Origin of the sequence: Flammeovirga aprica JL-4 (assembly GCF_012844305.1) — a bacterium.
Classification (GTDB): domain Bacteria; phylum Bacteroidota; class Bacteroidia; order Cytophagales; family Flammeovirgaceae; genus Flammeovirga; species Flammeovirga aprica.
Genome location: NZ_JABANE010000028.1, coordinates 71434 through 85766 on the forward strand (window position 1 = coordinate 71434; position 14333 = coordinate 85766).

Genomic DNA, 14333 nt, shown 5'->3' on the forward strand with positions numbered 1-14333 from the left:
GTATTCATGTCGTCGTCAATCTTTTTTTTATCTGAACAGGTGAGGAAATGAAATTCAAATTTATTCCTCAGCTGTTATTAGGTATCAGGGTAAGAAATAGTCTTTCTTTCCTTGGAGCCTTTAAACCTAAATGAACATGAAACTTACAAAATTTGAAGGAAATCCAGTATTATCTCCACATGCATCCAACGAGTGGGAAAACTTGGTAGTGTGTAACCCTGGAGCGTGGTATGAAGACGGGAAGTTTTATATGATGTATCGAGCGGCGGGAGACGATTTTGACCATAAGATCTATTTTGGTCTTGCTGAAAGTGAAGATGGTTTTAACTTCAAAAGAGTGCAAGATCAACCGGTTTTTTCTCCTTCAGAAGATGGACCTGACTCAGGATGTGTGGAAGATCCAAGGATTGTAAAATTTGGTGATACTTTCTATATCACTTATGCGTACAGAGCATTCCCTCCAGGACAATATTGGAAATACAGTTATGATGCTGTTGTGGCTCCTGAAATGGATGAATTCCATCCGGAATTATTAAAGAAAAACATAGCCAATACGGGCTTAGCTATCTCTAAAGACTTAAAGAATTTCCGTAGGGTAGGAAGAATCACAAAACCTGAATTGGATGACCGTGATGTGATTATTTTCCCTGAAAAAATCAATGATAAATACTATATGCTACACCGTCCGAAAGAGTGGATCGGTGAGGAGTATGGTACGGAATACCCTGCAATCTGGATTCAATCTTCTGATGATATGGTCAATTGGAAACATGAATCTGACTTACTATTAAAAGGTGAAGAATGGTGGGAAGTGAAAGTAGGTGGCAATACTCCTCCTGTGAAAACGGACGAAGGATGGGTGATGCTTTACCATGGTGTGGACAAGGACAACTGCTATAGAGTTGGAGCTTGTCTGTTGGACTTGGAAGATCCTACAAAGATCTTGTACAGAACCAAAGATTTCATCATGGAACCTGAAGAAGACTGGGAAAAAAGCGGTCTTTATAAGTGGGGTGTGGTCTTCCCAACTGGAAATGTTTTAGTAGATGACACACTGTACATTTATTATGGTGGTAGTGATCAATATTGTGGTGTAGCGACTTGCGATATCCATGAGCTAGTAGCTTTCATTAAGGATAATACGAAAGAAACTACTTTGGTAATGGATTAATGTGTTATTTAGGGTCCCGTTTCAACTGGGACCTTAATTTTTTTTTTAATACAAATAATATCGCAAGTGTTAAGTCGGAATACGTCACTAAAGTTCAGTTTCAGGTGATACTATTGCTTAATTAGATAGTGAATCAAGAGTGGTATTTAGAAATCGGGAGATTTCTTATGATTTGTAGGTCACGAATGACGCTTACGCTTAACATTCGCGCCATTGGAACAACTACCCTATTCGTTTGGTAGTGCTCTCCCGGCCTTGAAGGGAAAAGCGTTAAGAATTTTATGGATTGAGCCGTTAAAAATGATTTTACTGTTTGAGCTTTAGCGAGTTTAAAATCATTTAGGCGAAAGGAATGAAATTTAGCTTTTGACTTCTAAGCCTTGAATTTTTTGCTTCGTTTTTGTTTCAAGACAAAAATGAAGAAGAAGGAAGCTTGGAAGTAGATCATAGAAAACTAGTAGAAAAGTCTATTGAAAGTGGACAGTAGTTTACTATAAGCTAAATGCTTGAAACATGGAAGGGAAGGACGTTTTAGTAAAATGTCCACTGAACTATCCTAAAACCACAACTACTTTTGTCAAGGTAAAAATGACCGTGCCTTGCTAATTATATGAAATGAAATATACAGATTTAAATTAAAACTTATGGACTTCCAAATGAGCAACATAGACTTATGCTTTGTTGTTGTTTATATCGTAATCATACTTTTCTGGGCTTTCAAAAATGCAAATAATTCGGATTCAGAATCTTATTTTCTTGCAGGAAGAAATATGTCCTGGAAAGCAGTGGGCTTATCTTTGTTTGCCGCTTCGGTTTCGTCCACTACATTAATTGGCCAATCTGCCGAAGGCTTTAAAACAGGGTTAGCAGTTTTCAATTACCAATGGGTTTCCATTTTGGTAATGATCTTTTTTGCCATGTTCTTTCTTCCTTTTTATATCAAATCAGGAGTGTATACCATGCCTGAGTTTTTGGAAAAAAGGTACGACAAAAGACCGAAGACCTTCTTCTCTATCATCACCATTATTGGTAATGTATTTTTAGATGCCGCCGCCGCATTATATTCGGGAGCATTGATTATCCGATTGATTTTCCCAGAAGCAGATCTTTCTACAGTCATTTATATCATGGCCATTATTGCAGGCTCGTATACCATCTTTGGAGGATTGTCTTCAGCCATCAATGCCGAATTAGTACAAGCCGTTATTTTGATCATCGGTTCTGTTATCCTTTCTTATTTAGCCTTTGCAGAAATTGGCGGTTGGGACGTACTTATGGATCGTTTCAGTGATGGAATGTGGTTGCATTTAGTTCGACCAATGGATGATGCCACCACCCCTTGGTTAGGTATTATATTAGGTATTCCAGTACTCGGTTTTTATTTCTGGGGAAACAATCAAGTGATGGTACAAAGAGTGCTATCTGCAAAATCAATTGAAGACGGACGTAAAGGCGTTTTATTTGTAGGTTTCCTCTATATCTTCACATTATTCATCTTCATTTTCCCAGGCTTGTGTGCTCGTTTGATGAATCTTTTTGAAGTAGAAGTTCCACTATCCATGTTCGGTAATGAAGTCACAAACCTAGTAGACGTCAATGAGATTTATCCAAGACTGATCATGAGTTTAATGCCAGTAGGCTTGATGGGAATTATTATGGCCGCTATGATTTCAGCATTGACTTCTACCTTATCCGCATCCATCAATTCGGCCTCTACCTTATTAACAATGGACTTTTACTCCAACGCATTCCCTAACACCTCAAAAGAAAAGCTGGTAAAAGTAGGACAAGTGATTTCGGTAATCATCTTGATCATCGCTGCAGTGTGGGCACCAAACATCCAAAAATTTGGCTCACTAGTAGATTACTATCAAGAAATGGCTTCTTACTTAGCACCTCCAATTGTGACCATCTTTTTCTTAGGCTTATTCTGGAAACGTGCCAATGCCAACGGCGCCTTTGCCACATTATTAGTAGGCGCCATTACAGCTGTAGGTTTATTGCTTTTCAAAGACAAAACATTCCTAGCAGACGTCCACTTCTTATTGATGGTGCCGATTCTAGTATCTATCAGTGTGGCAGTTTGTGTGATCACATCAATAAGTACAACAGCCCCTTCTGCATTACAATTAAAAGGCAACCTATGGACAACAGAAATATGGCATGAAGAGACCAAAGAATTGAAAAATAGCAAATGGTATCATAACTTTAGAGTGCAAGCCATAATTTTAGCAATCTTAGCTATTCTTTCTTTTGTCATATTTATTTAGATTAGAATAAAGTAAACAACAATATAGCTCATGAAGGTTTTTCCAGAAATAACACCGGTAAGTGACGAAAATCTATTTGTCTTACAACATCATTTGAATGCAGACTTTGATTACCCTATTCACCTGCATGATGATTTTGAACTGACCCTAGTGGAAGGTTGTAACGGACGAAGGATTGTAGGCAATTCCGTGGAAAATTATGAGCAGGAAGATTTAGTGTTTTTAGGCCCCAACATTCAGCACAAATGGATGAAAGAGGAGGGATCTACAGACAAACCATGTGTGACTACTTTACAGTTTAAAAGAAGTATAATTTCAGATTCTTTATTAAAGAAAAATGAATTTGAAAGTATCAGAACCCTCTTTTCCAACTCAGGTAAAGGCGTCGTTTTTGAAGGAACAGACCGCTATAGAATCAAGCTGATATTAAAAGACCTTGTAATCAGTTCGGGCTTCGAAAGAGTAATATTATTCTTCAACCTCTTACATCAACTCGGCATCAGCCAAGAAACAAGATCACTAGCTTCTGATGGTTTCATCGGCGTGCATCCACAAGAGACAAGCCGAAGAATCAACAAGGTGTTGGAGTTTATATTTGAAAACTACCACCGCCCAATTGACGTCAAAGAAGCCGCACTTTTGATCAATATGAGTGATTCCGCCTTCAGTCATTTCTTCAAAAAAAGAACAGGCAAAAGTTTTATCAAATTCCTCAACGATATCCGATTAGGCAAAGCCGCCTTCTTCCTGATCAATTCAAATAAAAACATCGCCGAAATCTGCTACGAATGCGGTTTCAATAACCTGTCAAATTTCAACCGTCAGTTCAAAAAATTCAAAGGTTTGACCCCTTCCGATTTTAGAAAATCATTGGCGGATTTGCAGACGGCATAGTTGGCTTTTTTTAGAAATCAGGAGATTTCTGATGATCGGTAGGACACGAATGACGCTGCCGCTTAACATTCGCACCATTGAGGGAGTACATTCCCCTAGCGCAAATGTTAAGCGACAGCGTCATTTGTGCTTTAAAGATCACAAGAAGTCTCCGACTTCTAACGAAAATCATTTATCATATTATATAGAATTCGTTTCGCAAAAACTTCAATAAGGCTATCTTTACACCCTTATTGCTTTTGAATAGCAGGAATGTGTAGAAAGACTTATAATTTTGATAAAATGCACCAACTGATCCATACCAGTGACCGATCATCATTTGCGTATTACACCGTAAAAAATAGAATAGCTTCTATTGTAGAAAAATTGATAGCACATTATCAGTTGAATTCAGATTCAAAATTATCAGTATTGAAGCAGACGATTCCTGATGCTCCACTGCCATTAATTCAAGAATTGGAAACGGAAAATGCCCTACAAAATCAATTTATCAAGGAAATCAACGAAGCGATTACCCAAGAGCAATATCGATGGGATAATGCCCCATTTATTGTAGTAGAAAGCTATTTCTATCACAAGTTATTAGAACTAACAAAACAGGACGGCATTCAAGAAGATTACTTCTCATTTATTAAAAATGACTTTAATGTCAGGACTTTTGAGAATATGCAGAAAAGTTATGCTGAATATCAAAAGTTGTCCACACATACTGTTGATAACTTCGGTACATTGTTGAAATTAGATCTTTTAGGGAATAAAGCCGACCTAAGTCAAAGTTCAGACACTTATTCACAAACTTCAGCAAGTAGTATTTTGATTGATCATTCAGCTGAAGTATTTGAAAAAATAGAAAACAGTCGTCAGGTTGATATTATTTTGGATAATGCAGGAGAAGAACTTTTTGCAGATCTGATTTTATCGCATTACCTACTGACTAAAACGAATGTAAAAGAAGTAGTATTACATTTTAAAATAATGCCTTACTTTGTCTCAGATGCCTTGATTTCAGACTTCAACTATTTGATGCATTCCTTAAAAAAACAAGAAGGCTTAAAAGATTTTGTTGAAGAAATTGAAGCACTCATTCAAAACAATCAGCTTACTTTGAAAAGTCACGAATACTGGTCGAGTTCCAATGACTATAAAAACATTCCATCCCAGTTAAACCAAACTTTAAGTCAATCCGATTTATTGATTTTCAAAGGAGATTTGAACTACAGAAAATTAGTAGGGGATTATGACTACGATTGTACCATTAAAACCAACACGTTAGTCGACTACCTTCCAACCGACTGCTTGATGCTTCGCGTATTAAAATCAGAAGTGATGGTAGGATTGGAAGCCTCCCAAATTCCTTCAGAAAGTGACCATAGCTGGAAGTATAATGGAGAATATAGTTTAATGGAATTGGTGGAAAGTAATTAGAAATCAGGAGATTTCTGATGATCCATAGGACACGAATGACGCTGTCACTTAACATTCACGCCATTTAGAGCAGTACGTTTCCCTAGCGCAAATGTTAAGCGATAGCGTCATTTGTGCTTTAAAAATCACAAGAAGTCTCCGACTTCTAAAAAAAAGAAAATATATATTTTACATTGATTTCATATTTTAGTATCATCGTAATACAGATTACAACGATTCATAAACTAACTAAAATATGAGCAGAAAATATAAGTTTAACGATCAGACGAAATGTTATTTTGTAACACTTACTGTTACTGAATGGGTGGATGTCTTCACAAGAAAAGAATACATTGATATCATAATAGACAGCTTAACATTTTGTCAAAAAAATAAAGGGTTACAGATACATTCATATGTCATAATGACCAATCATCTTCACCTAATTATCTCCACCAAAGAGGGGGGCGAGAAATTAGAGTTTATCCTAAGAGATTTTAAGAAGTATACATCACAAAATATTAGAAAAGCGATTGAGCAAAACCCAAAAGAAAGCAGGAAAAAATGGATGTTATGGCTATTTAAATCTTCAGCCAATCCTGCAAAGCAAAACTTCCAATTTTGGCAACACTATAATTTTCCAATTCAATTAAGTAGTCCAAAACTATTGGATCAGAAGATGAATTATATACACAATAATCCAGTTCGAAGTGGTGTAGTAAATGAACCAGAAGAATATATGTACAGCAGTGCCCGTCACTACAGCGGAAAGAAGTACACTGTTCTCGAAATTGATTTTGTATAAATATGGTTTTTAGAAATCAGGAGATTTCTGATGATCTATAGGACACGAATGACGCTGTCGCTTAACATTCGCGCCATTGTTCACTACCAAACACCTAGCTGAAAAGTTGAAAGTGAAAAAGGGGCAAAATTAATTTACATCAAAAAAAGAGGCACCGTTTTCAAAACAGCACCTCTTCCTTTTTTATTGTTTCACAAACCTCACGAAGCTTGTTGAATTGTTTTTATAATATACTTTTAAGATATAAATACCCTTGTTGTATCTTGAAACATCAATTGCATCTAATGGTCCAAGGTTTTCTATGGTTTGCTGAACAATACCTGAAGAAGAAATAAGTTGTACTTTAACGACTTCCTCAACTTGAAGGTTCTTTACTCTAATTGTATTAGAGGCAGGGTTAGGATACACGCTGATTTCAGTAAGGGATTCTACTGGTTCCTCAAAATGCTGTGAGGTTCTGCCGTTTGATCTGCCTAAACTGACTGTGATGTATTGGGTGTATTCACTTGCACCGAACCTGTTTCTACTTCTAATTCTCACATATTGAGTGCTTCTGTAAGGCATGTCTTCTACATAATAATAGTAGCTGTTTGTACTGCCATCTAATACCCAATTACGGCCATTCCATCTTTGGATATCGTAGTATTCTGCATTGTCAACCGTTGCCCAATAAATACCAAAATAAGTAGAATTTACATTGTAAGCTTTTAAGTTTCGTGGAATTGAAGGGATAGCTCCAGACTGTTCTAATTTTACAGAAATATAATCACTGTAACTACTAGAACCCGTTTTGTTAGTTGCACGCACTCTGACGTACTGCGTACTTCCACTTGCTAAATCATTGATGACAACAGAAGTGTCGGCACTGCTTGAAATAAGTTGCCATGTGCTGTTTCTCCAAATTTGAAGATCATAACTTGTAGCATTACCTACAACATTCCAAACAATAGTCATGGAGTTGTTTGTTACCGCCGTAGCAGTAAGGTTTGAAGGTGTATTAGGGATTGAAACGACTTCATCTAAAAGCGGAACGATCAAAATGCTTGACCATTCACTTGCACCATCATTATTTACTGCACGCACTCTTACTTGTTGAACGCTTCCTGCTTTCATATTTGTGAGAAGGTAAGAATTGCTAGCGGTTGAACCTTGTAAAACCCAAGTACTGTCTTTTAAAATTTGAATTTCATATTGGGCACTGTCTACCAATGACCAAGTGATATCAAATGAAGAAGAAGTAATATTATTCGCTTTTAGATTTGTTGGAGTATCCGGCAAATTAATGACCGTCTCTTTTAATTGTACCACTAGAGGTGTTGACCAATCACTTTCGCCGTCATTATTGATGGACTTTACTCTAACGGATTGTGTACTTCCTGAATCTAAATTTGCTAGTAAATAAGTATTTGATGAACTATACCCTTCAAGGATCCAAAGACTATCCACAAGTCGATCTATTTGGTAAGCGGTAGCTAGTTTTGCTTTCGCCCATTGAAGTTCAAAAGCAGTTTCAGTAATATTTACTGCCACTAAATCAGTTGGAACATCTGGAAGTTGCACCGTTTGTTGTAAATCCACAGAAAGAGAATCCGACCAGTCACTCGATCCGAATTTATTCACCGCTTTTACTCTTACCGTTTGCTTGCTTCCAGGAACACGATTTTCCACTTTGAATGTATTAAAGGCAGTGCTATCAAGATCAAACCATACTCCAGAATCAAGAATTTGGATAGTATAGGATTCCGCATTTACGACTGCTTTCCATTCAAAAGTAAATGAAGTAGTGTCAACTTCAGTGGCTATTAAGTCTGTAGGAATAGCAGGAGGGAAATTTTCAACTTTTAGTAAATTAACAGCAAGAGAATCTGACCAGTCACTCGACCCGAATTTATTCACCGCTTTCACTCTTACCGTTTCCTTACCTCCTGGAATATAACTTACTATTTTGTAATTATTGTTGACCGTGCTATCAAGATCAATCCATATTCCTAAATCAAGAATTTGGATAATATAGGAGTCCGCATTTACGACTGCTTTCCATTGAAAAATAAATGAAGTTGTATCAATTTCAGTAGCTATTAAATCTGTAGGAATAGCAGGAGGGAAATTTTCAACTTTTAGTAAATCCACAGAAAGAGAATCCGACCAGTCACTCGCCCCGAAGTTATTTACTGCTTTTACTCTTACCGTTTGCTTGCTTCCAGAAATGCGATTTTCTACTTTGTAATTATTGTTGACAGTACTATCAAGATCAACCCATATACCTAAATCAAGAACTTGGATAGTATAGAAGTCCGCATTTACTATTGCATTCCATTTAAAAGTAAATGAAGTAGTGTCAACTTCAGTGGCTATTAAGTCTGTGGGAACAGCAGGTAGGAAGTCATCAATTTGAAGTAAGTCAACTGACAATGAAGAAGACCATTCACTTGTGCCAAAACTATTTACGGCTTTTACTCTTACTTTTTGATTACTTCCTGCAAGTAGGTTTTCCACTTTATAACTATTATTGGCTGTACTACCTAAGTCTGTCCAAATACCGCCTTTTAAAATTTGGATAGTATAGGATTCCGCATTTACGACTGCTTTCCATTCAAAAGTAAATGAAGTGGTATCAATTCCAGAGGCCAGTAAATTGGTAGGAATGTTAGGAATAGAGTCTTCAATTTGAAGTAAATCAACGAATAATGAATTGGACCAGTCGCTTGTACCGTCGGCATTGACAGCTCTAACTCTAACTTCCTGAACACTGCCACTATCTAGATTATTAAAAGCGAAAGTAGGAAGTACGGCAGTGCCGGCATCGATCCAGTTTGTACTTTCCATACGTTGAATTTCATAAGAATCGGCATCTTTACTATTGGCCCATGATAAATCAAATGCATCAAAAAAGATATTAGAGGCACTTAATGCGGTTGGTTTTTCTGGTAAAATTTTAGTGTCGTCTTGTACCGGATCTACTTCCGCTCCAAACCAAACCACGGCAAAGCTTTCGTAAATACCAATCCCTACAGAATTCCATTTTATATTTTTCCAAGACCCTTGGTTCACGATCACAGTGTTGTGTCCCGAACTTCCTTTCCAAGCTTGCAAAGCTCCTTCGGCAGTGGCTTTGTAATTACCACTTCCGCCATAAGAAATTTCATAGCCATAGCCAGGATAAGGCGTCATTTCTGAAGGCTTATCCCACATACACTGAGGTTCGATGTAACAACAGCCTGACCAATCTTCTCCTTTGTCAGACCACGAGTGCATATTACAGCTTCCTCCAAATTCAAAGTTGGTTTCTAGGTCCCAAACGTGCCTTTGGGCTACATAAGTGAGAGATTTGGACAATGGAATATCCGGCAAACCATTTTCGTTGCGGTATTCATTGATTAATTGATAAAGTTTTTGTTCTTCTGCCGTAAGTTGGACTTTTTTAATTTCGCTGACAGTTGCTCCTTTTAGTGTTGGACATAGCAAAAACAGGTTACACCACATGAGCAGTGTAACAATCTTAGATAGATTTTTCATTAGTTATGGTTTTGATGAAAGAAAGAAGTTTATTGAAGACTTACATTTAATTTTTCAGGGGAGTTTATAGCTGTTTTAGATCCCCGGTTCATTTTAAATTGTTCTAGTGAATAAGAACTAAATTATTTAAAGTACATTGAAGACAGTGTTTAGCCTGCTCTAGATCATAGATTGGTATTTATTATTCATTCATAAAATAAAGGTGACAGGAAGGTTGGCCAGCGTGATCTACCTGTCCAAAAAATGTATTTAATTAGTACTTAAGTACATATTCAAAATTATCTAATACTAATTCTATTTATTGTTTTGCAATTACTGCCTTCAAAAAACTTTTAATAGAACCACTATTCATACGTTTTTTAGCGTTGTACTCACAAAAAATAAATTAGAATTAACTATGATTTATTTTTGACTTTGTACTTATCTGGCATTGAATATTCTGTAAACTAAATTGTCGTCAACTTTCTATCGACATTTCTACAAGCTTTTTATGATCTGCTTTCAAGCTACCTTTTCCTTCATTTTGTCTTGAAACAGAACGAAGCAAAAAAGTCAAGGCTTTGAATGCAAAAGCTAAATTTCATTCCTCTCGCCTAAATGATTTTAAACTCGCTAAAGCTCAAACAAGAAAATCATTTTATAACGGCTCAATCCATGAAATTCTTCACGCTTTTCCCTTCAAGGCCGGGGGAGCACTACCCAATGAATAGAGTAGCAAGCTCACTGGAGCGAATGTTAAGCGTTAGCGTCATTCGTGTCCTTCAGATCATCAGAAATCTCCTGATTTCTAAATACTGTAAATGATGAAAATATAGTTTACAATGCATTGAAGAGTTACAAAAGATCTTAATAGTGAAATAACCTGCCGGTGAAATTAATTGGGAGTGAGCGAATAGCATAGTTTTGTGAGGATTAGTGGAACGATTAATGAATTTACCCCCACAAAAGAATAAAAAAAATCTCATATTGGTTAAATTAAGTGAATTTTTATTCACTTTTTTTTATTATTGATGAGATGTAAATATTGGTTCTGGGTCAATTAAAAAACACCTGCCATCACGTAGATAACAGGTGTTGATATTAAAGGAATTTCCTAATGGAAAGTATCATCCCCAAATGTATTCCCTCATGGAAACTACAAAACACCAAAGCATCTTCAAGGTTAGAAATTGTAAATCCCGTTTTGGTTTGTCTTTCATTATAATGCTCAAAAATTCCTTCCTCCAAGTCTTTTTCAAGTTGGTCCAAAGTACTGAAAAGTAAACCTTTGATTTCGTCTACTTCATCTTGCGTAGCATTGCCATCAGGGACAGTTCCATTCGTGTATTTATCGACCATGTCTTTCGTCACATGAATAGGCAAGTCAGAAGAACGGTAAATCAGTCCTTGTTGAGCCACGATAATGTGGCCGATATTCCAGATGATATTGTTTCTGAACCCTTCCGGAATTTTGTTTAATTGTTCCAGAGAATACCCATCAATAAATTTAGAGAGGATGTGGTGGTTTGTTCTTAAGTTCTTTAAAATAGCTTGTTCCATAGTTCTTTCATTTAAAATGGTAATAGATGAGATGATTTAATACTTCATAGTTAGCAAATTGAAATTTAAAAAGAGAAAGATTTATTGAATAAGTTGGTGCATTGTAAACTTACAATCGATTTTTCTACATGATTTTTATGATCCATTGGCGCGAATGTTAAGCGTTAGCGTCATTCGTGCCTTACAGATCAACAGAAATCTCCTGATTTCTAAAACCACTATTCAATATCTCACCCATGAAAACCAAAATAATTTTCTCTCTAAAAATGCACCCTAATTTCAAGGGTAAATTTACTACTGAACCCATCGTAATTCATTGATATTTACCTATGAAGTGAATAAAAACAAACAACACCACAAGTATGAAAAAATATGGATTAATGCTATTGCTCTTCTTTAGTATTTCAATGCAACTATTGGCGCAAAACCCAATTATAACCAACATCTACACCGCTGACCCTACGGCAAGGGTGTACAACGGCAAACTGTATATTTATCCTTCGCATGATGTGCCTTGGAATCCAGAATGGGAGAAACTAGGGGCCGTTAAAGAAGGGCATGGTCATGTGATGACGGACTACCACGCTTTTTCTACCACCGACTTGGTCAACTACACGGATCATGGGGTGATTGTCGCCCAAAAAGACGTGCCTTGGGGCAGTAAAGTGGGGTATGGCATGTGGGCACCTTGTATCACGGAAAAAGAAGGAAAGTACTATTATTACTTCCCCAATACGCCTGCAGATAAAAGCGGTTTCCGTCAGATTGGGCTTGCAACGGCCACACAACCCGAAGGCCCTTTTACCATTGAACCCAATTATATTGAAGGGTTGAAGGGCATCGATCCCAATCCGTTTATTGATGATGATGGACAAGCGTATATGTATTGGGGAGGAGGAAAAGGAAACTCTCTAAAAGTGGTCAAACTCACGGCTGATATGAAAGCCATAGAGGGAGAAACAATGGCGATTGAAAACCTTCCGCAAGAGTACAAAGAAGGGCCGTTTGTTTTCAAAAGAAATGGACTGTATTACCTGACGTTCCCACACAATAAAGACACAAAGAACAGTACGGAAGAGATTGGTTATGCCATAGGAAAACACCCGTTAGGACCTTTTGAATTTAAAGGAACAATCATGGACCGTTTTGAGGATTGCTGGACGAACCATCACTCTATTGTAGAGTACAAAAAACAATGGTATATGTTTTACCATCACAACGACATCTCAAAAGTAGGCAACCTAAGATCGGTAGCCGTAGACAGTTTATTTTTTGAGGCAGACGGTTCCATCCGAAAAGTCATTCCTACATTGAGAGGAGTAGGGCTTACTTCCGCTTCGGACACCATACAAATTGATCGTTATTCCCATATCCATAATGCAGAAATTGGTTTTGTGCATCAAGCAGGAGTTCCCGAATGGAAAATTACCAAAGCCAAAAAAGACAGCTGGGTACAATACAATTCGGTCCACTTCGACATCAAACCAAAGTTCGTAAAATTAAAGTTGAAACATACAGGCCAAAAAGGATGGATAGAGATCAGAGAGAATTCCAAAAACGGCCCCTTAATCGCCAAAGCATTGGTAGATACCACTAATGATAAATGGCAAACCGTCAAAGCCAAATTGGACCATAAACCTAAAGGCACCCTCAACCTTGTATGCGTTTTCGAATCAGATGCTGAGATGGAATTGGATTGGGTGTTGTTTTCTAAAAAGTAACCCTTAGTGCAAGTGTTAAGCGAGCTTTGAGGAACATAAAAGTCTCTGACTTCTATTGATATAGATTGTATTTTATAGTACCCACATTCAAGAGGAATTGAGTGTGGGTTATTTTTTGAATGACGGAATATTATAAGGGTATTTTTTTGTTAATGAAGTGTGATTGTTTTATTTTGTATTTTTAATAAAATTTAATAAAACTGTTAACTTTAATAAAAACTAAAATGGCAAATAAGACAGGGAATTATTGTGCATTCTATGTAACTGACGTAGGTACTGATTCAAATTTAGCTTCCCATAGTGTTAAAGATTTTGTTTATTATAATTTGTTAAGGGCTTGGAAAGGTAGTGATTCAACATTTCCTTTTGTAGATTCTCATAATAAAAACTACAATGTTCGAGATTCAAGTGATTGGGAGACAACTTTAAAACCTAGGTTGAGAGATAGAATAAATAAGTCAAAGAATTTAATTTTATTTTTAAGTAAAATAACAAAAAATTCAAAGGCAGTTAGTGAAGAAATCAACCATGCAATTGATGTAAACGAAATTCCTGTAATTGTTATTTACCCTGATTATCAAAAAAAAAGTGATATTATTAATTGTAGTTCAAATACTATAAAGCAAAGTGTTGAAAATTTGTGGGATAATATACCAAAATTTAGAGATTTAAAATATAAAGTCCCCGTGATACATATACCCCTAGACAAGAAACTTATTCGTAAAGCCCTTGAGGATCCTGATTTTAGATATGCAACAAAAACGGATGAAGGGGACTATTTTTATGAATGTTAAAATGATTTATAATGAAATACTTTTTGAGTTCAATAACTAGTAAGGCCTATTGGAAGTACGTTTTTTCTTATCAGGGTATAAAATCAATCTTTGCAACTTTTGGTGTTTGTTGGTTATTAATTTCGACTTTAGATTTTTTTAAAATTTATAGGTATATAAACTTACGTCGCCCAATCACAAAGCTGTTTTTGGGTGACATGAATTGAAGAAACCATCCGT

General features: G+C 36.5%; 9 protein-coding genes. 7 read left to right on the forward strand and 2 right to left on the reverse strand.

What is annotated here, in order from left to right; translation table 11 throughout:
- Nucleotides 1-136 precede the first annotated feature (136 nt).
- The 5 genes from HHU12_RS12330 to HHU12_RS12350 all read left to right on the forward strand — a co-directional run bounded on the left by HHU12_RS12330 (nt 137) and on the right by HHU12_RS12350 (nt 6544).
- The gene (locus HHU12_RS12330) at nt 137-1171 is read left to right on the forward strand and encodes a glycoside hydrolase family 130 protein (RefSeq protein ID WP_169657047.1); all 1035 of its coding nucleotides are present in this window, start codon (nt 137-139) and stop codon (nt 1169-1171) included.
- 656 nt (nt 1172-1827) lie between these two features.
- Entirely contained in the window at nt 1828-3441 is a 1614-nt protein-coding gene (locus HHU12_RS12335; RefSeq protein ID WP_169657048.1) for a sodium:solute symporter, read from the forward strand.
- Between the two features lie 30 nt (nt 3442-3471).
- Nucleotides 3472-4335: an AraC family transcriptional regulator gene (locus tag HHU12_RS12340; RefSeq protein ID WP_062618489.1), complete on the forward strand. Its 864-nt coding sequence runs from the start codon at nt 3472-3474 to the stop codon at nt 4333-4335.
- Between the two features lie 282 nt (nt 4336-4617).
- On the forward strand, nt 4618-5760 hold the full coding sequence (locus HHU12_RS12345; protein WP_205959874.1) for a damage-control phosphatase ARMT1 family protein: 1143 nt from the start codon (nt 4618-4620) through the stop codon (nt 5758-5760).
- Between the two features lie 235 nt (nt 5761-5995).
- The gene (locus HHU12_RS12350; RefSeq protein WP_169657050.1) at nt 5996-6544 is read left to right on the forward strand and encodes an REP-associated tyrosine transposase; all 549 of its coding nucleotides are present in this window, start codon (nt 5996-5998) and stop codon (nt 6542-6544) included.
- A 183-nt stretch (nt 6545-6727) separates the two neighbouring features.
- Here HHU12_RS12350 and HHU12_RS12355 read toward each other — a convergent pair whose 3' ends face one another.
- Nucleotides 6728-10060 (reverse strand): fibronectin type III domain-containing protein, encoded by a 3333-nt coding sequence (locus HHU12_RS12355; RefSeq protein WP_169657051.1) that lies wholly within the window; start codon nt 10058-10060, stop codon nt 6728-6730.
- A gap of 1080 nt (nt 10061-11140) precedes the next feature.
- Complete coding sequence (locus HHU12_RS12360) at nt 11141-11599, reverse strand: DinB family protein (RefSeq protein ID WP_062618484.1); 459 nt, start codon at nt 11597-11599, stop codon at nt 11141-11143.
- 362 nt (nt 11600-11961) lie between these two features.
- Here HHU12_RS12360 and HHU12_RS12365 point away from each other — a divergent pair, with 362 nt between their 5' ends.
- Both HHU12_RS12365 and HHU12_RS12370 read left to right on the forward strand, forming a co-directional pair.
- The gene (locus tag HHU12_RS12365; RefSeq protein WP_169657052.1) at nt 11962-13320 is read left to right on the forward strand and encodes a family 43 glycosylhydrolase; all 1359 of its coding nucleotides are present in this window, start codon (nt 11962-11964) and stop codon (nt 13318-13320) included.
- Nucleotides 13321-13544: 224 nt separating this feature from the next.
- Nucleotides 13545-14114: a TIR domain-containing protein gene (locus HHU12_RS12370; RefSeq protein WP_169657053.1), complete on the forward strand. Its 570-nt coding sequence runs from the start codon at nt 13545-13547 to the stop codon at nt 14112-14114.
- The last annotated feature ends 219 nt before the right edge of the window (nt 14115-14333 follow it).